28 protein-coding genes are annotated in these 26,199 nt (G+C 33.9%); 25 read left to right on the forward strand and 3 right to left on the reverse strand.

Going from position 1 to position 26,199, the window contains the following annotated elements; translation table 11 throughout:
* The first annotated feature begins 32 nt into the window (after positions 1 to 32).
* The 16 genes from V7Z48_RS08955 to V7Z48_RS09030 all read left to right on the forward strand — a co-directional run bounded on the left by V7Z48_RS08955 (position 33) and on the right by V7Z48_RS09030 (position 13,605).
* Positions 33 to 191, forward strand: a complete 159-nt coding sequence (locus tag V7Z48_RS08955) for a hypothetical protein (protein WP_334113071.1) — start codon at positions 33 to 35, stop codon at positions 189 to 191.
* Positions 188 to 706 (forward strand): hypothetical protein, encoded by a 519-nt coding sequence (locus V7Z48_RS08960; RefSeq protein ID WP_334113072.1) that lies wholly within the window; start codon positions 188 to 190, stop codon positions 704 to 706. The genes V7Z48_RS08955 and V7Z48_RS08960 overlap by 4 nt, the downstream gene beginning before the upstream one ends.
* 248 nt (positions 707 to 954) lie before the next feature.
* The gene (locus V7Z48_RS08965) at positions 955 to 1,557 is read left to right on the forward strand and encodes a porin family protein (protein WP_334113073.1); all 603 of its coding nucleotides are present in this window, start codon (positions 955 to 957) and stop codon (positions 1,555 to 1,557) included.
* Positions 1,558 to 1,638: 81 nt separating this feature from the next.
* The gene (locus V7Z48_RS08970; protein WP_334113074.1) at positions 1,639 to 2,106 is read left to right on the forward strand and encodes a lipocalin family protein; all 468 of its coding nucleotides are present in this window, start codon (positions 1,639 to 1,641) and stop codon (positions 2,104 to 2,106) included.
* A 25-nt stretch (positions 2,107 to 2,131) separates the two neighbouring features.
* On the forward strand, positions 2,132 to 2,320 hold the full coding sequence (locus V7Z48_RS08975) for a hypothetical protein (RefSeq protein ID WP_334113075.1): 189 nt from the start codon (positions 2,132 to 2,134) through the stop codon (positions 2,318 to 2,320).
* A gap of 213 nt (positions 2,321 to 2,533) precedes the next feature.
* On the forward strand, positions 2,534 to 2,848 hold the full coding sequence (locus V7Z48_RS08980) for a four-helix bundle copper-binding protein (RefSeq protein ID WP_334113076.1): 315 nt from the start codon (positions 2,534 to 2,536) through the stop codon (positions 2,846 to 2,848).
* A gap of 114 nt (positions 2,849 to 2,962) precedes the next feature.
* Positions 2,963 to 3,286 carry a phosphoribosylpyrophosphate synthetase gene (locus V7Z48_RS08985; protein ID WP_334113077.1) on the forward strand — a complete coding sequence of 108 codons (324 nt, stop codon included), beginning with the start codon at positions 2,963 to 2,965 and terminating at the stop codon, positions 3,284 to 3,286.
* Positions 3,287 to 3,288: 2 nt separating this feature from the next.
* Entirely contained in the window at positions 3,289 to 3,579 is a 291-nt protein-coding gene (locus V7Z48_RS08990; protein WP_334113078.1) for a hypothetical protein, read from the forward strand.
* Between the two features lie 154 nt (positions 3,580 to 3,733).
* Positions 3,734 to 4,687: a calcium/sodium antiporter gene (locus tag V7Z48_RS08995; RefSeq protein ID WP_334113079.1), complete on the forward strand. Its 954-nt coding sequence runs from the start codon at positions 3,734 to 3,736 to the stop codon at positions 4,685 to 4,687.
* Between the two features lie 160 nt (positions 4,688 to 4,847).
* Positions 4,848 to 5,666, forward strand: coding sequence for a universal stress protein (locus tag V7Z48_RS09000; RefSeq protein ID WP_334113080.1), 819 nt, complete (start codon positions 4,848 to 4,850; stop codon positions 5,664 to 5,666).
* Positions 5,663 to 7,333 carry a cation:proton antiporter gene (locus V7Z48_RS09005; RefSeq protein ID WP_334113081.1) on the forward strand — a complete coding sequence of 557 codons (1,671 nt, stop codon included), beginning with the start codon at positions 5,663 to 5,665 and terminating at the stop codon, positions 7,331 to 7,333. Before V7Z48_RS09000 ends, V7Z48_RS09005 begins: the two co-directional genes overlap by 4 nt.
* A gap of 363 nt (positions 7,334 to 7,696) precedes the next feature.
* Positions 7,697 to 8,452 (forward strand): hypothetical protein, encoded by a 756-nt coding sequence (locus V7Z48_RS09010; protein ID WP_334113082.1) that lies wholly within the window; start codon positions 7,697 to 7,699, stop codon positions 8,450 to 8,452.
* A gap of 986 nt (positions 8,453 to 9,438) precedes the next feature.
* Positions 9,439 to 9,786, forward strand: a complete 348-nt coding sequence (locus V7Z48_RS09015) for a cupin domain-containing protein (protein WP_334113083.1) — start codon at positions 9,439 to 9,441, stop codon at positions 9,784 to 9,786.
* A gap of 6 nt (positions 9,787 to 9,792) precedes the next feature.
* Complete coding sequence (locus V7Z48_RS09020; protein ID WP_334113084.1) at positions 9,793 to 10,197, forward strand: group III truncated hemoglobin; 405 nt, start codon at positions 9,793 to 9,795, stop codon at positions 10,195 to 10,197.
* Between the two features lie 135 nt (positions 10,198 to 10,332).
* Positions 10,333 to 13,041 (forward strand): phosphoenolpyruvate carboxylase, encoded by a 2,709-nt coding sequence (locus V7Z48_RS09025; protein ID WP_334113085.1) that lies wholly within the window; start codon positions 10,333 to 10,335, stop codon positions 13,039 to 13,041.
* A 99-nt stretch (positions 13,042 to 13,140) separates the two neighbouring features.
* Positions 13,141 to 13,605, forward strand: coding sequence for a VOC family protein (locus V7Z48_RS09030; RefSeq protein ID WP_334113086.1), 465 nt, complete (start codon positions 13,141 to 13,143; stop codon positions 13,603 to 13,605).
* A 26-nt stretch (positions 13,606 to 13,631) separates the two neighbouring features.
* Here V7Z48_RS09030 and V7Z48_RS09035 read toward each other — a convergent pair whose 3' ends face one another.
* A complete protein-coding gene (locus V7Z48_RS09035; RefSeq protein WP_334113087.1) occupies positions 13,632 to 14,822 on the reverse strand; it encodes a PAS domain-containing sensor histidine kinase in 1,191 nt (396 codons plus the stop codon).
* Between the two features lie 541 nt (positions 14,823 to 15,363).
* Between V7Z48_RS09035 and V7Z48_RS09040 the strand changes: the two genes are divergently transcribed.
* From V7Z48_RS09040 to V7Z48_RS09080, 9 genes are all read left to right on the forward strand, one after another.
* The gene (locus V7Z48_RS09040) at positions 15,364 to 15,933 is read left to right on the forward strand and encodes a hypothetical protein (RefSeq protein WP_334113088.1); all 570 of its coding nucleotides are present in this window, start codon (positions 15,364 to 15,366) and stop codon (positions 15,931 to 15,933) included.
* A 90-nt stretch (positions 15,934 to 16,023) separates the two neighbouring features.
* Entirely contained in the window at positions 16,024 to 16,776 is a 753-nt protein-coding gene (locus V7Z48_RS09045) for a DUF4142 domain-containing protein (RefSeq protein WP_334113089.1), read from the forward strand.
* 248 nt (positions 16,777 to 17,024) lie between these two features.
* Positions 17,025 to 18,104, forward strand: a complete 1,080-nt coding sequence (locus V7Z48_RS09050) for a baeRF3 domain-containing protein (protein WP_334113090.1) — start codon at positions 17,025 to 17,027, stop codon at positions 18,102 to 18,104.
* Between the two features lie 96 nt (positions 18,105 to 18,200).
* Positions 18,201 to 19,364: a hypothetical protein gene (locus V7Z48_RS09055; RefSeq protein WP_334113091.1), complete on the forward strand. Its 1,164-nt coding sequence runs from the start codon at positions 18,201 to 18,203 to the stop codon at positions 19,362 to 19,364.
* Positions 19,343 to 20,998, forward strand: coding sequence for a hypothetical protein (locus V7Z48_RS09060; protein WP_334113092.1), 1,656 nt, complete (start codon positions 19,343 to 19,345; stop codon positions 20,996 to 20,998). Before V7Z48_RS09055 ends, V7Z48_RS09060 begins: the two co-directional genes overlap by 22 nt.
* 118 nt (positions 20,999 to 21,116) lie before the next feature.
* On the forward strand, positions 21,117 to 22,187 hold the full coding sequence (locus V7Z48_RS09065) for a mechanosensitive ion channel family protein (protein ID WP_334113093.1): 1,071 nt from the start codon (positions 21,117 to 21,119) through the stop codon (positions 22,185 to 22,187).
* A gap of 340 nt (positions 22,188 to 22,527) precedes the next feature.
* A complete protein-coding gene (locus V7Z48_RS09070) occupies positions 22,528 to 22,827 on the forward strand; it encodes a hypothetical protein (RefSeq protein ID WP_334113095.1) in 300 nt (99 codons plus the stop codon).
* Positions 22,828 to 22,860: 33 nt separating this feature from the next.
* The gene (locus V7Z48_RS09075; protein ID WP_334113096.1) at positions 22,861 to 23,319 is read left to right on the forward strand and encodes a ferritin-like domain-containing protein; all 459 of its coding nucleotides are present in this window, start codon (positions 22,861 to 22,863) and stop codon (positions 23,317 to 23,319) included.
* A gap of 73 nt (positions 23,320 to 23,392) precedes the next feature.
* A complete protein-coding gene (locus V7Z48_RS09080) occupies positions 23,393 to 23,971 on the forward strand; it encodes a YciE/YciF ferroxidase family protein (protein WP_334113097.1) in 579 nt (192 codons plus the stop codon).
* Between the two features lie 268 nt (positions 23,972 to 24,239).
* On the opposite strand, the gene V7Z48_RS09085 is transcribed toward V7Z48_RS09080, so the two are convergent.
* A complete protein-coding gene (locus tag V7Z48_RS09085) occupies positions 24,240 to 25,316 on the reverse strand; it encodes an AI-2E family transporter (RefSeq protein ID WP_334113098.1) in 1,077 nt (358 codons plus the stop codon).
* Positions 25,317 to 25,733: 417 nt separating this feature from the next.
* Complete coding sequence (locus V7Z48_RS09090) at positions 25,734 to 26,186, reverse strand: pyridoxamine 5'-phosphate oxidase family protein (RefSeq protein WP_334113099.1); 453 nt, start codon at positions 26,184 to 26,186, stop codon at positions 25,734 to 25,736.
* Positions 26,187 to 26,199 lie beyond the last annotated feature (13 nt).

The following is a 26,199-nucleotide window of genomic DNA, read 5'->3' on the forward strand; positions in this document are numbered from 1 at the left end:
AAACCATATTTAATAGATTTTAAAACAGGTAATTGAATAAAAAGCCAGCACATAAAAGCACCTGCCCAAAAGTGGCGGTTCAGTTGTTAAATCAAGATTTATGCTTCAATCAAAGTTTCTGCTTGGCTGACAGTGAAGTGCTTCGAAATAGCCACCTTCGGGTAGCTACGAAACGTTGGGCAGCATTATGAACAAAGTACTTCTAATATTGATATTGTTCATTGGATTTACATTATTTGGACAGAATGTAAAGATTCAAAATGGTATAGCTTATACTACAAATAAGAATAAGTTGCAGGCTCGTCCTAACTACTATGCATGTAACAATGATAATCAAACATTTAAAATTGGAAGAGCAGAAATAAAGTTTATTGAAGAAAATATTCTTTCAATAGAAAACAAATATAATTCGGGCTTAAGTAGATTTAATTTAAGAATTGAAATTGACAATAATTTGAACATTAAAGAAAGTAGCTATTATACTTGGTATGATTATGTTGATGGTTCAGAAACCACATATGAAATAAAAAAAATAAAACTCATATTAAATAAAAATCCATTTGAAGAACATAATCTCAATGATTTTAAAGGGAAGTTTATACTAAAAATAAAAATGACTTATAAACCTGGAGAATTAATGTCCGCATACGGAACAAAATCAAAAACGGAATATTTTAAATTTAAGGGATTTTTTGAATGTCAATAATAACGCAGCCCAACACCGGTAACCATTGTACAAGACCATAATTTAACAAAACACAAATCCAAATATCCCGTTAGCTATCGGGATTAATACTATTTTACCTTTTAGATTGTTGCGATTGTTATCTTTTTTGGCGTCCTGATATCGGTGGTATTTCTCATATAAAATGTTTTTTTATTTTTATATCGTTGTTTAAATTTGAATATTATCTTAAATAACTACCATTCCAATTATAAGGAAAAACAACATTTATGAATTTCAGACATTTTCTTCTTACCACCGCAATTCTATTCAGTTTATTTATAAATGCACAAAATGATTTTCAAATCGGCGCTAAAGCTGGCGTAAATTATTCTGGGTTTAATGTTAACGGAACAAGTTCATATACTGATGCATTTGGTTTATTGGCAGGCGTGATAGCAGAATATCAACTCTCAAATACCTTTTCAATTCAGCCAGAATTAATTTTCATACAAAAAACAGGCGGTAGAGAAACACCATCAAATTTACCTGGTGGATTAATTAGAGCTGACCTCTCCTATATTGATTTACCAATTAGCGGAAAGTATTACTTTTTTAAAGGCTTTGCCGTAGAGTTTGGACCGCAGTTAGATATCTTAATCAATGATAAAACAACCATTGCCTTTAATAATGACAATTCAGAACCAAATCCAGCCAACATAGAAACCAATGCAATTCAGCTGTCAATAAATTTAGGATTTAGCTATAAAATTGCTCAAAAATATTTAGTGCAGTTTCGTTACTCACATGGTATAACACATATATATAAAGATTTGGACGCAACAAATTCAGTATTTGCCTTGTCTGTTGGTTATTTCTTCTTAAATAAATAAAAATTCAAAATCAATACCTTAATGATGACTCACACAGTCATGTATATAATTATAAACAAGCATATCAAACCAAAATCACACATGAAAAAACTACACTTACTACTGGTAATTTTAATAGGCATCAATCTCAACAACTGTTCATCGGACGACAACGACAATAATTCGCAAGACCCAATTGTAGGTGTTTGGAATGAGGTTAGGGTTGTTGATATTGTAGATAGCGGGACTTTTATTGAGGTGTCCGACGCTTGTGAAGTGCAAAACAGTCAGACCTTTAATTCCAACCAATCTTACGCTTTTAAATTGTACGATAATGAATTTGGAGATTGTGTTTATTTACTGGAAAGCATTCAAGGAAACTGGAGTAGAAATGGCGATTTTTATGATATCAATTATACCTATCGCGATGTCACTACTGGAAACGAATTTGACAGTAATGAATTTGTTGAATACGACCAAAGAGAAATTCTGATTGAAAATGATACTTTAAAAATTAAATACACTTTTAACAGCCCTTACAATCTCACCATTATAGAATATACGAAATAGGAAACAGTTTGTGAAATTTTACTGAATGGGTGGCAAGTTTCCCAACCATAGTTTTACTCTGATGGTTTGGGGCAAAGATTTACATAAGTATGATACACCATTACAAGACCTCAGTAACCAACTGATAGCCAATACTGCCAAGGTTAACCTCTATAAAAGCCGTGTGCAAATTACCATCCGAAAACCGCGATATATTGAAATATTGGAGTTGTAAATAGTGAGAGTCAAGGTTATAAACTTGGCGGAACCAGTATCAATACTATTAAAGGTGTAAAAAACTCTAAATAAACTTAATAATCAACATTTCTACCTTCATTAATCTGTAAAAGATGTAACTGATTTACAACATAACGTAACACTTCACACTTTAAAAATTTACATCTTTCATTCTGTTAAAAAATACAGTTACCTTGAAATTAGAATTTGTATGAATAATTTAAAAAGTTGTATTGATGCTTGCCTGATGTGTGTGGCCACATGCGAAAAATGTGCTTCAGATTGTATTAAAGATGGCAACACTGCCTGTGCTTTACTATGCCGTGACTGTGCCGATATTTGTGCTTTAACAGCCAGATTTGATGCCAGAGATTCGGAATTTAGCCGGGAACTGCATCGCTTATGTGCTATAATTTGCAAGGCTTGCGCCGAAGAATGCGACAAGCATACCGACCATCGCTATAGCTGTAAAGCTTGTGCTGACGCTTGTAAAAACTGCGCGGCCATATGTGAAGAACTATCATAGTTGAAAACCATATGAACTAATATATATAGTCCTTTTCATGAACCATTACACTCAACATATAATATTGACAATCGTCTTCAAAACAATGCATTAATAACACATAAATACAACAGAATGAAAAAGGAAAGCTATGACACGGTTAGCGAGGCCATACTTGAGCTTAAAAAGCTAGGCTATACGCTTGATTTCTCACAATTAAACAACAGTCTTAGAATGGTTACACAATTGGCCACCATAGTACTCACTCCCGATGATTATAAAATTGACCAGTTCTACAGATTTGAAGGCAATACCGATCCTGCCGATGCAATGATTCTTTATGCTATTTCATCAAGAAAAAGTCCTTTGAAAGGACTGGTGGTAAATGGTTATGGTATGTATGAGGATAAAATCACATCGGATATTGTAAATCAATTAAATGCACATCCAAGACCATAAATATGGATATTATTGACAATATCATCAATTACCTAAAAGACGAAAACAAACAGAAAGCTGAACCATCTCCAGGAGATACCTGCCCAAATTGTTGGGGACACCAGCAGTATGATGGTAAGATCAGACAATTACTTAAAGACCGTCAAATAGACATCAATAATCACAAGGACAGTTATATGGTGATTCAGGCGTTTTTAAAAGAAAATATTGATGGTTTTAAGTTAAAAGAAGGTGATGTTCAGGAGTGTCCGACTTGCGTTAGAAAAAATAGTAAGGCTCTAAAAAACGATTAAAAAAAGTGCATATTTAATCTTACGGTAATCTTTCAAATAGTATATCTCAAAAAATTGAGTAACTCAAAAATTTATCAAAGCTGCCAGAAATATCTTACAGTTCTAAAAAAAAATCCGTGTCAATTATTTACATTTGGATTAAAATAACAATACTGTGATTCTTCAAATTTTACTGGTAATAGTCGGATTTACCGCCCTGATTTTTAGCGCTAACTGGATGGTTAACGGCGCTTCGGCTTTGGCTAAAAAATACAAGGTTTCCGATTTGGCCATTGGTTTAACCATAGTTGCCTTTGGTACTTCAGCTCCCGAGTTGGTGGTGAATGTGATTAGTTCGTATAATGGTCATTCCGATTTGGTGCTGGGCAATGTGATTGGCAGTAATAACTTCAACTTATTTATCATACTAGGAATCGCGGGTTTGATCATGCCTATTGCAGTGCAATCATCTACAGCTAAAATGGAAATACCTATCTCGCTTTTAGTGGCTGTTTTATTGTTGTTTTTAATCAACGATTTCAGCTTTAACGAACCAAGCAGTTTGAGCAGAATTGATGGTTTGATATTATTCATCCTATTCTTTGTGTTTTTGTACTACGTTTTTACTCAAATGAAAAATGATCCTGTGATTGAAGTAACTAGTATACAAAAATCGACAGCTAGCATTTGGGGACTGATTGTTTTAGGTTTATCGGGTTTAATAATCGGTGGCCAATTAGTGGTGAGCAATAGTGTAGCCATTGCCGACAGTTTAGGCGTAAGTAAAAAAATAATAGGTTTAACTATTGTAGCGGCAGGAACATCTTTACCAGAATTGGTGACCTCGGTTGTAGCTGCCATGAAGAAAAACAGTGATATCGCCATTGGAAATGTTATTGGTTCTAATATATTTAATATTCTGCTCATCTTGTCAATCAGTAGTTTTATTAATCCTATCACCTACAATTCTAACTTTAATATAGATATCTACATTTTAATTGGCGGGACTATTTTTCTTCTGTTGGCTATGCTCACCGGTCGCAGAAAAAAATTGGATCGCTGGGAAGCTGCTATTTTATTGGGATTTTACGCATTTTATACGGTTTATTTGGTGATGAAAGAACTTTAAGAATTGAGTTTGAAACAACAACTCATTTGACTTTAAAACGGAAATAATTTTGTAAGTGTAGTTATGACATGTGAAAGTATTATTGAAATACCTTGTTAAGAATTAGAATTCTTTTAACTTTGATTTAAGTGGGAATAAGTCAATTAAAACTGAATTGTATATGGAGAAAAGAAACAGAATAATTGTGCTCATTGACTTTTCTGAACATACAGAAAACTTAGTTGATTTTGCTTTTAGAGCTTCCGATATTATCAATGCAAAGGTTGTTTTTCTTCACCAAATTTTAGGATTTGTTCCTTCTTTAGCAGCAAATAATGAAAAGGATAAATTTCACGAAGTTGAAATAAATGAGGCTAGAGAAAAATTAACATCTTTGGCCCAAGAAAGAGTTCATGGAAGCCCATCTATGATTGTGAGTCCTAAACCAGTTAGAACTTTGATTATGGAAATGCAATCTAGTAATTACCTCGATTGGGTAATAGGTGGACTTAAAGAAAGCAGTTTGATTAAGCGTATTTTATTTGGCAGTACACTGGTAACCTTAATAAACAATTCAGCTTTGTTAACTGTGGCCGTGCCAATCCGCCATTTGGTTGAAATTCCTAAGAAGCTGATTATCGCTGTTACCCATAAGTATGAATTAAATAAGCCTCAACTAGAAATTTTGCTGTCAGCTTTTAAAAATCAAATTAAGGCCGTAGAATTTTTAACCATTTTACAAGAAGATGATAATGATGACTTGGCAAATAAGTACTTGTTTGATTTACAACAGCGCTATGCGGCCTACAACACTAGTATTTTGATATTGAAGGGTGCTGATAAAAACATGGCGTTAAAACATCACCTTGAGCAAAACAAACAATACTTTCTGGTTCTTCAAGAAGGCGGCAGATCTTTTCTAGACGAATTGTTTAGAAAATACTTGATAAACGACATTATTCATGCAGGAAATATTCCTTTAATAGTACTATCAAAATGAATGAATTATCACAAATTGCCGAACATCCGTTTTATGAATTTGCCATTATTTTAGCTTTGGCTGCTATTTTTGGAATTGTCGGAAAGTCTTTAAAACAGCCACTTATAGTGATGTTTATTGCCCTAGGGGTTGTGATGGGACCTGCGGTTCTTGATATTGTTAAATCGTTAGACAATATTCGTTTACTTGCTGAAATTGGTATTTCTGTTCTTTTATTTATTGTAGGTCTAAAACTTGATTTAAGAATCATAAAATCAGTTGGCAAAATTGCGCTTCTAACTGGACTGGGTCAAGTATTATTTACGTCATTTTTCGGCTACTTTATTGGGCTTGCGCTAGGCTTTTCAAATTTGCACAGTTTCTATATTGCTGTAGCCTTAACTTTTTCGAGTACTATCATTATTGTAAAACTGCTATCCGATAAAAAAGAAATTGATTCGCTTCACGGTCAAATTGCCATAGGTTTTTTAATTGTACAAGATATTGTGGTGATCATCATGATGATTATTCTTTCAGCGATTCAAAAAGGTGGCGAAACATCTCTTACGGACGATATTGTAAGAACCTTAGTTGCTGGTGCCGGTTTAATTGGGTTTACATTTATCGCGATGAAATGGATACTTCCCAAGTTAACCAAGTATCTTGCAAAAACTCAGGAATTACTGATACTATTTTCAGTGGCATGGGCAGTTGCATTAGCCGCAACTGGCGAGGTTATCGGATTTAGTGGCGAGGTTGGTGCTTTTCTTGCAGGCATGAGTCTTGCTTCATCCGATTTTAAAGAAACTATTAGCAGCCGATTGGTAAGTTTAAGAGACTTTTTGTTACTGTTTTTCTTTGTTAGCTTGGGCGCTGACCTAGATTTATCGGCCATTAGTGGCCAAATAACGCCTGCTTTATATTTTTCGTTCTTTGTTCTTATCGGAAACCCAATTATTGTGTTAATTATCATGGGTAGTATGGGTTACCGAAAAAGGACCTCATTTTTAGCAGGACTTACCGTTGCCCAAATTAGCGAATTCTCACTTATTTTTGCCGGTCTCGGTTTAGCCGTAGGGCATATAAATAAAGATGTAGTTGGACTTATTACATTGGTAGGATTGATTACAATCGGTCTTTCTACTTACCTAATTTTATATTCGCATCAAATTTTCAATTTTCTATCACCTGCACTAAGCATTTTTGAAAGGAAAAAAGTTTTTACTGAAGACGACCATACAAGTTTGGTATCAAAAAAATATGATGTTCTTATATTCGGTTTGGGAAGATTTGGAAATAGACTTGCAGAAATGTTAGATGAACATACGGAAATTAGCTATCTTGGTATTGACTTTGACCCTCGTATCATAAATAATTGGCGTAAAAAAAACAGAGCAATTCTCTATGGGGATATTGATGATCCCGAATTATTAGAGTACGTACCTTATCACGAATCGGACATTATCATATGCACAATTCCAGACCTAGAACTAACCAAACAATTGTATAAGGATTTACAGCTAAACAACTACACTGGCAAAGTGTTTTTAACTGCCTTAACCCAAAACGACTACGAGGAACTGTCTGAAATGGGTATTGATAATTTATTACTTCCACATGCGATGGCCGCATCTCATTTTTTTGAAGTTTATATGACGGATTTAAAAATATCTTATCCATCAAACTGAAACTGTAAATAATAAAACTTGTCTTTTATTATTACTGATTTAATAGTACCCAGAATACAATTGAACCATATTTAAGCTGGTAATTTATTGGGCTTTTATTTGTAAATAGATCTTTCACAAAACTAGTATTCAATAATTTTTGCTGTTCGTTACTTGACAAATATTTAAAGCTTTGAAATATTCTTTTAAGTTTTAATTATATTTGATTGTGATATAAAGGATTTCTGAATAATTTAAAAACAATTATCCTATTGACCAACAGGTTGTTTCTTAAATTCAGAATATAGGTTGTCTTTTCAGAAGACTGGAAGCTTGGGATTTTTTTAGTTATTATTTTGCAGAATCACATCTAACCTAATCATAATGAAACATGCAAAACTCACCGACAAAAGAGATCACTTCTTTTTTCCTGCCTTAGCTATTTTAATTAGTGCCACAGGCTTCGCTGGTTTCTCTTTTACCTATTTCGGACCAATTATAGAGGGCTCGTATCCACCGGCTGGAACAGTACTTCACTTGCATGGCTGGTCCTTTTTTCTATGGTATTTATTGTTTCCTATTCAGGCCATACTAATTGCAAAAAGAAGGCAAATCCTTCATATGACACTGGGAAAACTGAGTGTTATTTTAGTCCTTATAATGACTTTAACTGGCATTCTGGTGCTTACCATTCGCGTTGAAGAATCTATGCGCCAAAGTGGACCAGAAATTTGGTTGCTTTATGGCCCGTTGATACTTTCTAATCTGGTACTTTTTGTAGCCTTTTACGCAGCTAGTATTTATATGGCTCTCAAAAATAGACTTCAAGCACATAAACGATTTATTATTGTCGCTAGCGCCATTGGCCTCGGCGCTGGATTGTTTCGTTTTATCTTTTTTATGAGCGGCTTTAATCCCTGGTCCTTGCCAATGGGTGTGCTTGGCTGCAGTGTGTTTATTATTATTGGTATTCTATACGATTTTGTAACGCAAAAATACCTTCATCCCGCTTATTGGATTGGCCTTATTGCAATGCTTATTGTAGAAATATCTTTATTACCACAAGTTAATGCCGCCTTGGTAGCTTGGATTAATGAAGGTTTGGCTGCCCTTGGCGAGCACTTAATGGTTTTTTATTAACCGGAATCAACAATGGAGCTTAAGAATAAACGATTGCAATACTTCTTCTAATAAAAACCATCTACAAAACAGCAATAATAATTTCTTTTTGCAAACATAGGAGTCATTAACTGCCATAATTCTTAATTCCTTTTAACGGCTTCAAAACAAAACTTATGTAAATCAAACACAAAATTTCGTAATACTTGAGTCGTTAAATGTTTTCATCTTTATTGGCATATAAGACACTTCTCTGTTCATAAGCATACAATGAAGAATTTAAAACATAAATATAGCACTTGCGTGACAGATTCAAAACTTTGTAAACAATGTGATATAGAATACATAAAAAATCATAATCAAGCTTGTGTTTTGTTATGCTTTAGTTGCGCCAACTGTGGTGCAACAGAAGTGAAATCAGAGACCAAAGATTTTATCTACATAAAAGCGCTTCACCCTTTATGGGCTGAAATATAAAAAGTAGTCGGAGAATCTATAGGCTAATCATTATTTTAAATAGATCAAGTCGATAATTTTTAATGAAAAAATATATGTGAATACTATAAGTCATTCTTGAGATTACATAATGCTAGGTTCATTAAAATTATCCAACTTTACTAGGTTGAAAACCAGCATTAATTTTAAATGGAGACAGAATGAAAAATTCACCTAGCTGTATTGAAGCGTGTTTGATGTGTTTAGTAGCTTGCGAGCGTTGCAACATAGAAAGTATTAAGTATGGTCATCAGAAATGTGCAAGACTCTGTCGGGATTGCGCAGATATATGTGCTTTATGTGCAAAATTTGACGCAAGATTCTCAGAATATGGATGGAAACTTCATGAATTGTGTTCTGAAATTTGCATCGCCTGTTCTTTAGAGTGTGCAAAGCACGCATCCACTAATGAGCGTTATCAAGCTTGTGCAGAGGCTTGCGAATTATGCGCTGCCATATGTTATGAGCTTTCATAGATAAACAAAATTCATTTTAAACTAAAAAATGTCATTATGAAAATTAAATCATTTAATGAAGGTCTTAAATTTGATTCAAAGCAAGTTCAAACAAAAGTTATCATAGAAACGCCATTCTCAAAAGAAATTGGAATACTTTTGAAAGCAGGACAACTTATGAAAGAACACAAAGCACCCTATCCGATATTAATTCACCTTTTAGACGGCACTATCGAATTAGGAGTTCAAGGTAAAGTTATGTTGATGAATACAGGTGATATCATTACTCTCGAAGAAGGAATTCTTCACGATTTGGTGGCACAAACCGATAGTAGTATTCGCCTTACCTTGTCAAAACTTGATTCCGTTGATAGACTAAAGGAAGTTGTGGAGCGCGAAGACTAATTTTTGATGAAATTAATTGAAAATCGAAACGATATTAGCATCCTAGTTAATGCCTTTTATTCAAAAATCAGGCATGATGACTTATTGGGGCCTATTTTTAACAGCCATATTAAAGATGATCAATGGCCGGAACACCTCAGTACCCTAACCGATTTTTGGGAGACCAATTTATTTGGTGTCGCTAGATTTAAAGGCAGTCCAACACAAAAACACCTGAATGTTGATAAAAACCTCAATTATACCATAGACCAAAATCATTTTGGCAGATGGATACAACTTTGGTTTGAAACCATCGACGAGCTATACGAAGGCGACATTGCAAATAAGGCAAAATATGCCGCTCGAAAGATGTCTACCGGACAATATTTGGCTATTTGGAGTCGGCGTCCAGAAAACTCAAGTAAAAAATAAGCATGCCAATACACAAATGAGGACATAATTCCAATGTCTTTTTTGCCATAAATGAAATGTGATTTATTTTAACAAGTCGCAAAGTTTTTGTTTATTGTAGGTACGTATTTAAACAAAAACTAAGGAGCCTACATTATGAGTAAAGAAAAAAGTCCATTCCAAAAAATTATAGACGATAGACATTACATTATTGGGTGTTACGAGGAGATGCTTACCCGAATTGGCGAAACTAAGCTGATTCCTATTATACATTACAATTTAAATGATTATTCTGAAATAGAAGCTAATACAATTTCAATTGATAAAGTAATACAAGCCTTAAGTATTTACTTTCAATTAATGACTTTGGTTGAAGAAAATGGTGCCACCCAATACCGGAGAAAAATGGAGAATCAAGAAGATATTACTTCCATTCGCGGCTCTTGGGCAGAGGCATTTAAAAATTGGAAAGAAGAAGGCATTTCAGAAGATGCTATGCTCAATGCCATTTCACAAACTTGCGTAATTCCAGTACTAACTGCACACCCAACCGAAGCCAAAAGAGTTACAGTAATTGAAATTCATCGGGAATTATATTTGCTTTTAGTAGAGCGCGAAATACTGTCTCTTAGCAAATTGGAACTAAATGCGCTTAGAGAAAAAATCATCAATCTTTTAGAACGCTGGTGGCGAACTGGTGAAATTTACTTAGAAAAACCAAGTATTAGAGACGAAAGAGCCAATACCCTTTACTATTTAAGCAAAGTATTCCCAACGGTTTTAGAAAAAAGTGATCAACAATTAAAAGGCTCCTGGATTGAAATGGGTTTAAATCCAGACAAAGTTAAAAATCCGGATTTTTTCCCAAAGATAAATTTTGGTAGTTGGGTTGGTGGCGACCGAGACGGTCATCCTTTTGTGACCCCAAGTATCACAAAAGAGACATTATTGCTCCACAGAGAAAATGCATTGTCACTTATCAAATCGCAATTACTAATTTTAGCCAAGAAACTTTCGGTATCGGCCATCAGTAATCCCGTTGCGTTTTTATTGTCCGAAGCCATTGAAAAAAAATCAAAAGCAATGGGATCAGCCGGTAAGAAAGCGGTTTTAAGAAATCCATACGAACCTTGGCGACAATATGTGAGTCTGGTTTTAGTACAATTGGAGCACACAATTTCAGAAAAAAACACAGACACCAACACACATTACAGATCCAGTAAAGCACTGGCCGATGACCTTAAATTACTGAGGAACATACTTGTTGATAATGGCTTAAAAGGCTTATCAGAGGATTTACTGTTCCAAATTGAACGCACAGTACATTGTTTTGGATTTCATTTGGCAAAATTAGATATCAGACAAAACAGTGCTTTTCACGACAAAGCCATATCACAAATACTAAAAGCTAATGGAGAGAAAGATTTTGATTTCGAAAACTGGAACGAAGAAAAACGTGTAACTTATTTAAATAAAATTTTAGAAGGCCATACACTTATAACAGACATCACAGTTTCTTACGGCGATGAAGCCGACAATGTGTTAGATTGTTTAAGAGTAGTTCGTAATCACATCAATCTTTACGGATCGGATGGGATTGGATCGTTTATTGTGAGCATGACCAGAAACCTCAGCGATTTACTAGTCGTGTATTTTTTAATGCGCGAAACGCAGTTGTTAAATACCAATATTAAGGTGGTGCCATTGTTAGAAACCATAGACGATTTGCACAATGGTCCTGAAATATTAGAAAAGTTTCTTAAACATTCTATAACCAAACAACGTTCATCGCTGGTTTTAAATAAACAGGAAGTTATGCTAGGCTATAGCGACAGCAACAAAGATGGTGGCACAATTGCTAGCAAATGGAATTTATATAAAGCAGAAAAAGAACTCTCCGCAATCGGCAGAAAACACCACACAGAAGTTTACTTTTTTCACGGTGCTGGCGGCACAATAAGCAGAGGTGGCGGTAAGTACCACCGATTTTTAGAGAGTATGCCTTTGCATACCGTCAATAACACCATAAAAATAACCGTTCAAGGTGAAACCATTGCCCAGCTTTTTGGCAATCCGCTAACTGCAACTTACAACCTCAATGCCTTAACTTCGGGCGTTGCCAAGCAAACTATAAATAGCCAAATCAGCAAAAACGATGTAAGCTATCCTTTAGAAACCATGGAGTTTTTATCTCAAAAATCATTTGAGCATTATCGAGATCTAATTCAAACACCTGGATTTATCGACTTTTATGGCAAAGCAACCTGCATTGATGTTTTAGAAAAAAGCAAAATCGGATCGAGACCTGCGCGAAGAACAGGAACTAGAACCTTAAACGACTTGAGAGCAATTCCTTGGGTTTTTAGTTGGAATTTATCCAGAATATCCATCACAGGTTGGTATGGACTTGGTGCCGCACTAAAGCAATTGAAAACAGAAAAACCTGAAGCTTTTAATGCTTTAAAACACTGTATTGAGGACTGGAATTTCTTTAAGTTTTTAATGATACAGACTGAAACTAATTTAATATTATCTAATGTTGAGATGATGCAGCTTTATGCCGAGCTTGACGACCATAAAGAAGAACGTAAAATATTCATGCAGAAGATTTTAACCGATTATCAGGATGGCTTTAACATGATTGAAGAACTTTTTGAGGTGCCTGCCACTGTTAGAAGAGACGGACAATACGATAACTTAGAATGGAGAAATCGCAAATTAGTAATGCTACATAAACTACATATTAAATACCTGAAACTTTGGCGTAGCATAGATGACGAAAATAGCATAGAAAAAGAAAAAATCCTTACCAAATTACTTAGTATTATCAATTCAATTTCGAGTGGTTTGAAAAACACAGGTTAAAATAAAGACGAATTTTAAAATATCTATACGATTAAATTGAACTAATTAGACAACTGATTTATAATAATTTAATCTTTTAAAGACATAACGCCAACCTATATGACGCAAAAAACTTCATCACAAGACGATTCTAATTCTACAAGTGACTTAATACCTAAAGTAACAGGCATTGGCGGTATCTTCTTTTTTTCCGACAATCCAGAAAAAACGAAGGAATGGTACGCCCAAAATTTAGGACTAGAAGTGAACCAATGGGGATCGAGTTTTGAGTTTAGAAACGCCAACCAACCAGAAGAAATTAACTACCTTCAATGGAGTCCGTTTCAGCGTGAAAGCGACTATTTTGCACCTTCTAAAAAAGAATTCATGATTAATTACCGCGTTCAAAATATAGAAGGTTTAGTTAAAAAATTAAAAGACAGTGGTGTCACTATTTTAGATGACATTGAAACTTTTGACTATGGTAAGTTTGTACATATTATGGATGTAGAAGGTAACAAGATAGAATTATGGGAACCTGTTGACAGCGTTTTTACGGCTATGGATATGAAAACTACGAAGTAGATTAAAAAAACCGATATTTTTAAACCTTAAGTTTTCTTAACCTCATCCAATAAAACTTTTTCTTTTTCCATTGGTTCATCAATTGGCAAAGTGAAATAAAACGAAGAACCATTGCCTTCCACACTTTCTACCCAAATGTGTCCGCCATTTCGTTCAAGAAAACTTTTCACTAGTATGAGTCCAATACCAGCACCTTTACTTTCTTCTACCGATTTAGAAAGCGTTATAATTTCGGGTGTAAAAAGTTTATCTTGTATTTCTTTTGTCATGCCTTTGCCAGTATCTTTAATTTCAACAACAATCATATTTTTAGATTTTTTAGCAGATATTGTAATCTTGCCTCCATCATATGAATTTTTAATAGCATTCGACACTATATTTTGCAAAATAGAAATCAACATTTTTCCATCGGCATATACACTGCTATCTTCTTCAATGTTATTATGAAAACTAACGGCATTTATCGAGGCTGTTTCCTTTAAAGATTCGAAAACTTTTTTCACATAATCAATTAGATCAATTTTGGCAGGAACAAAGGCTTCAGCGGCGTATTTTATTCTTGCCCATTCTACCAAATAATCAAGCATATTTAATTCGTTAATAGAGGCCTGATGCAATTCTTCTAACAGCTCTATAACAAATTCGGGTTCTAAAGTGTAGTAATTTAATTTTAAATATTCGGCGCCTTGAATGATGCCCGACAAGGGACTTCTCAAATCGTGTGATAAAATAGCAAGTACCGTCTCCTTATGCTTGTTTAGATCTTCTAGTTCCTTAGCATATTTTTTTATGGCATCCTCCGAAGCCTTTCTGGCAGTGATATCACGTAATATCTTTACAAAACCCATTACTTCATCTTCCTTATTATTTAAAGGAAACACCAATCCATCAGCATAAAAAGTGGTGCTATCTTTGCACAAATGCCATCTAATATCTGTTGATTTTCCGTCGCTTAGAGCCTTTTCAATTTCTATCTTGGGAATACCATTTTTTTTATCCTCTTTGGTGAATATAATTTCAAAGGGCTTCCCAATAATTTCTTCTTTGGTGTACTGGAAAATATTTTCGGCACCAGAATTCCAGCTGTTAATCTTTAATTCTTTGTCAACCGTTAGTATGCAGTAGTCTTTTAAACTATCGATAATTTGGCCGCAGATTTCAGCATCGGGTAAGTATTGTTCTTGAATAAAGCTATTGATGTCTTGTTGATTTATCATGTTCATTGATTCTAAAAGTTGAAAGTAGATTTGTAGACAAAACGAATGTATCCATTTCATTTTAAATTTCGTTGTACAATCTAATCAAATTGTTATACAATTCACATATAACTCTTTTATTTCAATCATGTTAGCTGCGTTAATGTGTAAAAATAACGCCTTTTATGTACTCGAATAATGCATAGATTTAGACCAGTAGCCGCTTTAACACAATGCGATATTTGGCACTGTATTTAAATGCACGATTAAAAACCTATTGTATTGTAGTTCAGTCATCAACCACCTCAATAAATTAGCAGAAGCTACAATCAAACGTAACCCAAAACCATTATTCTATTGTCTATAATACAGTAAAATTGCTGTTGAGATTATATGCATTCGATTCGATTTAACTCGTTTTTTTCAATTGAATGTACCTAAATGTTTAATATGTGAATTCTATAATGTCTTTCTAAGATGATGTAAATCTATCTGTTATAGTTTTTTGACCTTTACAGAATAATAATTAGTGAAAAAAATCACAGTTAAAATAAACCTTAAGATGAAAGACAATCAAACTCAAAATCACAATCGAAATGCTGAAAATAATGCCACAGATCGCAGCATATTAACTGGCATGTTTAGTGACCGTGAAAGCACAGAAAATGCTTACAACACACTACAAGAAAGAGGGTACAAAAAGGATGACATTAATTTAGTAATGTCTGACCAAACCCGTAAGAAATACTTTTCTGGTGATGATGCCATGGAAACCGAAATAGGCACTCAAGCAGCCGAAGGTGCAGGTAAAGGTTCGGCCATCGGCGGTTCAGTTGGTGCAGTTGCAGGCGTTATAGCAGCCATAGGTACTAGTTTGGCAATACCAGGTTTGGGCATTATAATAGCTGGTCCTATAGCAGCAGGCTTAGCAGGTGCAGGTGCAGGTGCCATTACAGGTGGTGTTATTGGTGCATTGGTAGGTTCTGGAATTCCAGAAGCCCGCGCTAAGTTATATGAATCTGGCATTGAAGAAGGACAAATTGTTTTAGGTGTTCGTCCTCGTAACGATGAAGACGCAGAATACCTTGAAAATAATTGGAGAAGCAACAAAGGTCAAGAAATTCAATACTAAAATTTCTTGTATTTATTAAAAACGGGATGACTTTAAAAATCATTCCGTTTAATCGCATAATAAACAACAAATAAACTTAAAAAAACGAAAATGAAAACATTCACACATTTAAAAGAAACAATGATTCAGATAGTAATGGTTACGTTAATGCTATCGATAATATCATGCGGGCCTACGCAAAATCGAGATAATACAGACGTATATAACCAAGGAAACAATCAAGGTAGTAGTGATCGAGTTGACAATACTGGAATGGACAACACCGGAATTGACACCAACAGAATGGGTAGCACCGGAACAGACAACACTGGAATTGATAATATTAGAATTGGTAACGATCGCACTGAAAACACCAGACTAGGTAATGACAGAATGAACGCACAACAGCAATCGGAAGATGCTCAATTTATAATGAGCGCCTCGGAAACAAACCTAAAGCAAATTCAATTGGCTCAATTAGCACAGCAAAATGGTAAAACGTCAGAAGTTAGAGAATTAGGAAAAATGATGGAAGAAGCGCATACAAAATCTCAAAAGGATTTAACGGCACTTGCAGAGCGCAAAAACATACGTGTTACTTCCTCATTAGAAGGAAGTGCTAATGATGAGTACAACGAGTTATTAAACGAATCAATAGATGATTTTGACAAGGCTTACACCGATATGATGATTAGTGCACACGAAAATATAATTAGCGCATTTGAAAAAGCATCAAATGATAGCTCCGATAAGGATATTAAAAATTGGGCTACGACATCATTGCCAGGTTTGCGCAAGCATCTTGATCATTCACTTGAGTCTCGAAAGAAATCTACTAATATGATGTATTTAGAAAAAAATTAAGAAAACATCGATTAATTTAGAAAAAGAACAGCGGTTTGGGTAGATTTCAAACTAGCAAATTTGCTTCTCCAAACTTCTTTTTGTATCTTATAACATACCCAACGGGTGTCAAGTTATAAATATTTTTTTTGGCGTTCGGTTGCAGAAGAATAAATTCTGCAACCGAATGCCTATAAATATTTACCCAAAAGGAATAAAACTTCGCAATCTTGATTTAGTTTAAAATCAAGCTTCTTAAAAATTAAAACATGACAATCTTACAAAAACTAGAAATGTTAGCATCAGAAAAAAACACGCCTTGTGTTACTATTTCGCTTAACACACATAGAACGCATCCTGATAATGCACAAGATGAAGTTCAATTAAAAAATCTTTTAAGTGAAGCCGAAGAAAGAGTGGTAATAGAATTCGGTAAAAGACCAGTATCAGGATTACTAGAGCGACTTTCTGAAATTGAAGATGACATAGACCTTAATTATAATTTAGACAGTTTACATATCTATCTGTCAAATGACACAAAAGAGTTGATAAAATCAGCTTGGCTAGTAAAAAATCCAGGAGTGCATATTTCAAATACATTTAATCTTATTTCTCTAATTAAAAATTACAACAGAAGCGAGGAATATTATATCCTTTTATTATCACAAAGCGGCGTACAACTTTACAATACTATCAACGATATTATTTTAAATGAAGTTAAAAATGAGGATTTCCCATTTTCTGATAACAGACATTATAACACGCATGCCGATAGAGGTAGCGACTCAAAACATCTTGACGATTTAGTGAGAGAATTTTTGAATAAGGTAGACAAGGCTGTGGTGAAAATACACAACGAAACTGGCTTAAAATGTATTGTTATTTGTACCGAGGACAACTTCAGTCGTTTAATGCAAGTTGCAGATAAACCTTCTATTTACTTAGGCCATTCCGCTATTGACTATAATAAAATTGAAGAACATAATATTGTAAAACAGAGTTGGAAATTAGTTCAGGATTTGCAATATAACAAAAGAACAGAGGCTGTTGAAGAAATGAAAGCAGCTATTTCACAAAACGCAGTTTTAACCGATTTACAAGAAATATATCAGGCTGCAATTGATGGACGCGGTGACTTGTTAGTAGTTCACCAAGATTATTCACAAGCCGTTAATATGACCAGCGATAGAACATTTGAACTGACCGATGATGTAACGAAAGCAAACGTAATAGACGACATTACCAGCAAAATTGCCTGGGCAGTATTATCTAAAAATGGAAGCGTATTTTTTACTGCTCAAGAAGAAATACAAGAGCTAGGAGATATTGTGTTAAAAACAAGATACTAATACCAGTTGCTAAGGTGCTGATTAATAGTATCAAGTTTAGCAGTGGCGGAATCCGAAAAGCCAAACGAGTAGGAACAGATTATTGAAACCTATACAATGAAAAAAATTATAATTACAGCCGTTTTGGCATTGTTCTTTTCCTTTTTAAATGCACAGGAGAGAAATGTAAAAGTAGATTTTGAATCAGGATCCTTTTACAACAACCCAAAGATTCCGTATGACGAACCATTTGTTATAACAGGAGAAACTGGTAGTGATATAGAATTCGTCAAAATAAATATTTTTGATGAAGGAAAAAGCGATATTCTGCATTCTTTTGTTTGGAATAGAATTGAAAACAATAATTCAGAAACTTTTAATATTGTAGTTCCCGCTATTCTTAAATCCAATTCAAATTATGATTTCGAAATTATTACCTACAAACTGCTATCACAAACTCAAAAGGAAATGTTGCTTAAGAATGTCGAAGACCGGGTTCGGTTTTTATTAAATAACAACCTTTATTTTGACGGTAAAAATGTAAAAGTTAATAAGCCGAAAGATGTTTACAAAAAACTCGAAACACTCATAAATGAGTCCTTTAAACATCACGAATCTAAAAATTTAATTCCATTACAAGCACCTTCTTCACTTATATTAGAAGAGTTAAAAGTACAAAGCGATTTCAGATTCAGCAGGTTTTTTAAACGATCAACTCGTGTAGAAAGAGATGAAATAGCGAACGAAATGATTGCTGAAAAGGTTGAACATTTAGTCAATTTAATTAGCTCAGAGCTTAAGCCTTTTACTAACACCCAGTTGGTGCAACACCACCGTCAGGCGAACATTAATAATATTGAAACCGATAAACAACCCTTTACACTACCTGTTAACATTGGTATGTATGCATGGGATAAATCGGTTAGCATAGACAACATATCCGAAAACAACATCAATTTCACCCTTGGTGCTGGATTGACGATACCTTTCAGTAATAAAACTAGCTTGGCCTCAAGAAGTAATATGATTGATTCTTTTGGTTTTTCTATCGGTGTGCTTTTCGAACCCGTTGTTGATAGCAGCGGAACCGAATTTGTAACTCCGGGGGTTAATCTTCCAGTTTATACGGGACTTGGATTTCGAATATTTAAAGTATTACGTTTCAACGCAGGCGTCATTGTTTTGGGTGAAAAAGGAAATCAAGACTTCAGTAAACTTTCAGTCATACCAACAGCCGGATTGGCTTTAGAACTTAACTTATGGATGGGAATAAAAAAATAAGAAACATTTTATTTGCAGGACTGATGGCACTTGCTTTAACTGCCTGCATGGTACAATCTCATAGTTATGGAGGTTTATACGTAGAAACTGAAAATTCGGTTAGTGACACAATAAGGGCTGACAAAAAGATAGTTGATTTTGAATCAAAAACTGACTCTCTTAAAAAGATGATGCGCAAATCATCGGATAGTTTATATCAAAAAAGAGTTGAAAAATCGCTCAGTTCTATTTCCGATTCCCTTCAGCAGTTACGTTTTCAAATAACTGAGATTCAAAATAAACAGTCCACCATGGCTGATAGTAGTTATGTATGGAGTGAACAGCAAAAATTTCAACCAAAAGACAGTGTTCAAAAAGTGGAAAGTTTTAAAACACCAGCTCAAATAAAAACAGACAGCTTAAACACACAACAAATACAACGCAAGAAACTTGAAACAATAGATAGTGTAAAACATGACACTTTAAAAAACAGAAAAGAAACGCAGACAGTAAAAAAGACAGATAACCAATCAGTTATCAAGAGCAATCAAATTATAGAAGATAGATACGATAGTATTAATGCTCCAAAAACTCAAAATAGAATGGTTACAAAATCTTCAAACCAGAATTTAGATACCACAAAATTAGATACCACAGATAATGCAACCGAAGGGCAAAAACTAAATCAAGAAGATGCTCTTCGGGCCAATAATAATAACACACATATGTTACAAACCAAAAACGATACAATTGTTCCAATTCGCAGCCAAATGAATGAATTGCGAAATACTGATACCATAAAAACAGATACAATTTTTGTAGCCAGAGAAACCGCAAAATCAACCCTTGCAGAAAATCAACACACCGATTATCGGAACCAACAACAGTTAAGGGCTAAGGACGATCAAATTCAGAGCTTACAAAATCAGTTGAACGCGCAGCAAAATTCAAATACCAGAAGGCCACGACGATCATTTATTTTCAGAGATAGAACGCATCGTCAACCCTATAATAATCAACAATCCGATCAATTAAGCATGCAATTAATTAAGGAACAAAACGATACTATTCAATATCTTAGAAGTCAATTACGAAGTCTTCAATTAGAACCTCAGAAAAGAGATTCTCTCGACTTGAAACAACAAGGCATGAATGTGACACCTTCAAGTTTGGGTATTGACCAACAGCAAACCGCAAATCCAGTAAGGGAATTACAAGACACCTTAAAAATATTCAATGCCCGATTGTTGAGTTTAGAAAATGTTACTTTACAAGCAAAAGACACCTCAGCCCGTACAAAGCAAAATCAAAGAAATACTGCATTTAATAAGAAAATAGACACTACACTTTTAGTCGCATATTATGGCAAAGGAGATATAAATCCTCTTGACGAGGTCAGTATTTTCAACCAAATAAAAGACTCGACTCGCAATAAAAAAATACGGAATATAATGCTTTCGGGATATACTGATAGTTCGGGAAATGCAAGAATAAATAAAGAAATCACCAATAAGCGACTCAACTACTTATCAGAAAATATTACGCCATGGATTTCAAAAGAGAAAATATTCTTTCAAAATTTCGGAGATGTTTTTTCTTCGGATCAAATGATAACCGATGAACGCCGAATAGAAATTAGAATACTCACAGAGTGAAGTCCTTAAAAATAGATTGCAAGCATGTTTGCTGCTATTTAGCAAATTTTAGTGAAGTTTTAGCCTTAGAAAAAAGGTTTTTCAAATTAATATAACCGTATATTTAAGAAAATTAATCGTGACTTTAGACCCAACAGAAGATAAAGAATTAGACGACATCAAAAAAGATGAAAAAGTTAAAAGGGCTTTAAATGAAAATTCAATTGTTGCACAAAAAGAAAATTCAGATACGTTTAAAGAGGAAGCGCCTTTATTAGGTATAACCGCTATTATTTTTTTAAGTTGTGTTGTTGTTTACTTTCTTTTAAGGTGGAACCGCATTCCTATTCCTATCGATTACATTCCCATAGTACAAAAACTTGTACTGGCGATAATGTTCATTTCCATAGTACTGATGGCCAGTAGGCTTACTAAAAAAATATTTGACCGCAAAATAGATAATAAAACCTCCGTATTCAACTTTAACCGTGTTGCCGATTTGTTTGCTGGTCTGCTGATACTTGCCATTATACTATCGCTTCTGTTTGCGAATTGGTATGCTGCTATGGTTTCATTCGGAATTGTATCGCTGATTCTTGGGTTTGCCTTACAAAATTTAATCACAAGTTTTTTTGGATGGCTTTACATTCTTATTCGAAAACCTTACGAAGTTGGTGAACGCATTAAAATTGGCAATGTCTTTGGCGATGTAATCAATGTAAGTTACCTAGATACAACTTTATGGGAATTTAATGGCGATTATTTAACCTCCGATCATCCTAGCGGACGTATTATTCGATTTGCCAATTCAAAAGTGTTTAGTGAATATGTCTACAATTATTCGTGGCCGCTGTTTCCGTTTATTTGGAATGAGCTTAGTTTCTTTATCTCTTACGACAGTGACTTTAAATTTACAAGTGATATGGTTAAACGCATTGTTAAAATCAAAATCGGTGAGGCTTTGGTTAGAAGAGTAAAGCGCTTTAAAAAAATTCTGGCAGACACACCTGTAGATGAGCTAGATGTAAATGAATATCCTTCCGTTATTTTAAAATCACACAACAATACCTGGGTAGAAGTAGTTGTGCGATATTTGGTAGATCCTAAAAATTCAGGTCGAATAAAAAAAGAACTCTTTGAAGGTGTTATGGAAGAACTTAAAAAAAATCCATCAAAAGTTAGATTTCCTAACACTAATAGACCTGTTTAAGTTATCTACAAAATTAACTAATGGTCTTTTAAACACATTTATTTAAAACGAATACGGATTCTAATTAACGACATTTTTATTACCGCCATCATGTTAAATTCCTTGCCCAAATCATATCGATATAATTCTTATAGTCCGATTAATTTTATTCAAAAGTCATCAAAACAGTTTACATAATCTAAGACTGTATTTTATCTTATCAATATGTAAAGTATGATATTATTCATGATGATTGTGTAAGGATTTGATTGATTATCAACTGTATTTTTGTATTTCAACATAAACTCAACAGAAATATATTCTCACATGTTACCCACGCAATAGTAATAAATACTTTAATATGTCTAAAGGCAATGAAGCTAAAGGTTCATGGAACGAAGGCAAAAGACCAGAAATGGGCGAAGAATGGCTGTACATCAATAATCCACTTGAACATGTGCAAAAGACTAATGGCTTAGTAGATGAAAAAGCCAAAGGTACTGAGCGAACAGAACAATCGGTACAAAAAGACAATAAGTCATTAAGTGCCGAGCGTAAGTCAAAAGTAGATAAAGCAACAGAGCCTAAAAATGGGGTCATGAGTTGGTCTGTTTACGAGGATAGCCTTGAAGCAAAATCAAAACAACATAAAAACAATTAATAATAATTTCTTAATCTATAAAACTATAAAAAAATGGAAAATGACAAAACAGTTGATGTATTAAACTCACTCATCACGATTAATAATGATAGAATTGAGGGCTATGAAACCGCTTCTGAAGCTACTGAAGAACAGGATTTAAAAACCTTATTTGCAAGATTTATTTCGACAAGTCAGAAATGCAAACAAGAATTAGTAGGTGAAGTTCGAAAATTAGGTGGTGAAGTAGCCGAAGGCACTAAAACTTCAGGAAAATTCTTTCGTGCTTGGATGGATGTTAAAGCTGCGCTAACTGGTAGAGACCGAAAAGCGATTTTAAACTCATGCAAGTATGGAGAAGACCAAGCTCAGGAAACCTATGAAGACGCCCTAGAAAATGATTTAGACCATTTAAACGCCTCACATCGCACGATGATTAGTGGCCAAAAATCGCTATTGAATGCCGATCACAATCATGTAAAAGATTTGCGTGACGCTTTGGTGGATGCATAAGAGGTTTTGATTAGGCTTCAAAGTCAAATCAAATAAGTTTAAAATAATTTATTAATTATTAAAAATAAAAACAATGAAAGATCAAAAATCAGGTTCAACAACTGCGTCACAAAACGGAAAACAGTCAAAAGATAAATCAAAAAATGTCTCCATGGAATCATCTCAACTTATGGAATTATTTGAAGACCAATTAAAAGACATTTATTGGGCTGAAAAGGCATTAACTAAGGCAATTCCTAAGATGATTAAAAACGCATCATCCTCTAAGTTAGAAAAAGCCTTAACTGAACACTTGGAAGAAACCAAGGAGCAAATAGAACGCTTAGAAAAAGTTTTTAAAAGTATTGATATAAAACCTGCTGCTAAAAAGTGTGATGCTATGGAAGGTTTGATTAAAGAAGCAGAAGGCATCATGGAAGAATGTGAAGAAGGTCCGATGTCCGATGCTGGTATTATCTTAGCCGCTCAAAAAGTAGAACATTACGAAATTGCTTCGTACGGGACACTGCGACAATTTGCGGAAAAATTGGGTTTAAATGAAGTAGAAAAACTTCTTGAAAAAACACTTAAGGAAGAAAAAGCAGCAGATCAAAAACTGTCAAAATTGGCAGAACATAAAATTAATGTTAAAGCAACTAAAGAAAAGGCCTAATTTATTAAACGATGAATAAAATTTTCAAAGGATTAATTGCTGGTTATACTGCAAAAAAATTAGGCGGCGGTTGTTTGGGAACTATTGTAGTTTTCTTAATCGTATGGTGGCTATTAGGATTATTTTGATACACTTTTAAGCGAGAAATATTTAGAAGCTATCTCATCATCATGAGGTAGCTTTTTTTTAGCTGAATCTAGCACTGGCTGCATAAAAATAGTTTGTGTCCAACTTCAATATTTTGAAAATCAATCAATAATGTTTGCTATTATTTCTTAAACCAACCTTTAATGGTTTCAATCCATTTGAAACTATCGGATTTAGTGTTAGTATCACTAGAAATATCGTCGCTAATGAGCATTGCAATAGGTTTTAAATCATCAAATTCTTCGCACACCACCTTGAGAATAGCGGCAAATGGAAGAAACAACACCATACCCGCGACACCCCATACAGATGCCCCTATTAATAAACTCAGAATTGCAGCTAAGGCATTAACATTTAAACTACTACCTACTATTTTTGGATTTAAGAAATTACTTTCAATAATTTGAATTGCCCAAAATAAAATGATGACAGCTATGGGGATCCACAACGAATCTGAAGTCATAAAAGCATAAAGCACCGGAATAATGGCACCTATAGTGGTACCAACAAACGGAATAATGGATAAAACTGCTGCTAAAAATCCAAAGAAAAATGGACTGTCAATTCCAATAATTAACAGACCTAAACTATTGGCACATCCTAAAATTAAAATTAACAAAAACATACCGGAAAGATATTGTTTACCAACACTCTGAATATTTTTGAGCATTCTGAAAATTTTAATTTTATTCTTGTCATCGCCAAATGCAACAATTGCTTTTGTTAATCCTACTCGATAAATTAAAAATAAAAATGTAAAAATAATAGTCGAAATTAAACCAGTAAGAAATGAAGCTGTGCCACTAAAAGTATTTTGTATTAAAGTTCCTGAAGATTCTTTCAGGTAATCTTTACCTTCTTCTACTAATTCGTCTCTTTGTAATTCATCTACAAAATTCACATTGCGATTAACAAACACCACAGCATCTGATAATGTATTCATTATTTTTCCTGTAAAATCCTGAAATTTGTGAGAGAGGCTCATTATTTCAGTAGAAAACAAAGTGATACTTCCGCCTATTAAGGCAAATAATACGAGCAAGGTAATAAAGGCAGAAAACAGTTTATTTAATCCCCATTTTTCTAAACGTTTAACTACTGGATACAATATAAACGAAAGTAATAGCGCGAGACTTAAAGGTATAAGTACTGTTTTGGCAACTACCATAACAGCAAATAAACCAAATATGAATGCCAATACGAAAAATAAATTTTGGAAAGACAATTTCATAAGCTTCTTAATATAACGTTATTTGTTAAAAAAATACAATTCGTATTTCGTTAGTGACTTTTAAATATAATGAAAAGACTCTTCTGTTGCAGATTTTTCTTGGGAAGTTACTAGATTACCTTTGTTTTCTATTTAACTGATTTAGGCTAATACTAAGTTTTACAGTAAATTCTAATGTTTACACACATTGTAAATCGAACAACGATTGTAAGGACCATTTAAAATACAAAGCTCAAAATTGAAACTTTAGCTTTGGAAGCTGTTGTGAAATTAAAAAATAAAAAATGTCGTTATAAAGAAGTACGATAATAAATATGAGCGTCCGTTTGCAATTGTATTATTACAAGGAATTTACCAACCTTTTTTGATCAGAATTGTATCTTACTAATAATTGTGATTTACTTTAAAAAAACTAATCATTCTTTTACAATTGGTATCCCAATAATAGGCCATTTGAGGTTTGACTTTGATAATAGAAATATTTGGATCATTCTTGCCATCTGCAAACCAATTTTGGGCTACTGGTTCCCATAACTCTTCGGCTTTTTCTTGATCGATTATTATTTCGGCTTGACCATTAACTATAAAAAAACTATTACTATCAGAATGCGAAAAAATTAATTGAACATGATTACCCTTTTTGATAGCACTATTTTTTTCGCTATCTACATCACTCAAAAACCAAATATTCCCTTGATCGCATACGTGCAATGCCTGCATTGGGCTGCAACTGGAGCCATCGTCAGCTTTTAGGTCTATACAAAATAGACAGATTTTGTTGTTCTCAACTAATTCTTTTAGCTTGTTAACACTAGCCTTGTGCGTAAAATTTTCCATAATTCTCATTTAT

Source organism: Paucihalobacter sp. (assembly GCF_036825875.1).
In the GTDB taxonomy this organism is placed as follows: domain Bacteria; phylum Bacteroidota; class Bacteroidia; order Flavobacteriales; family Flavobacteriaceae; genus Paucihalobacter.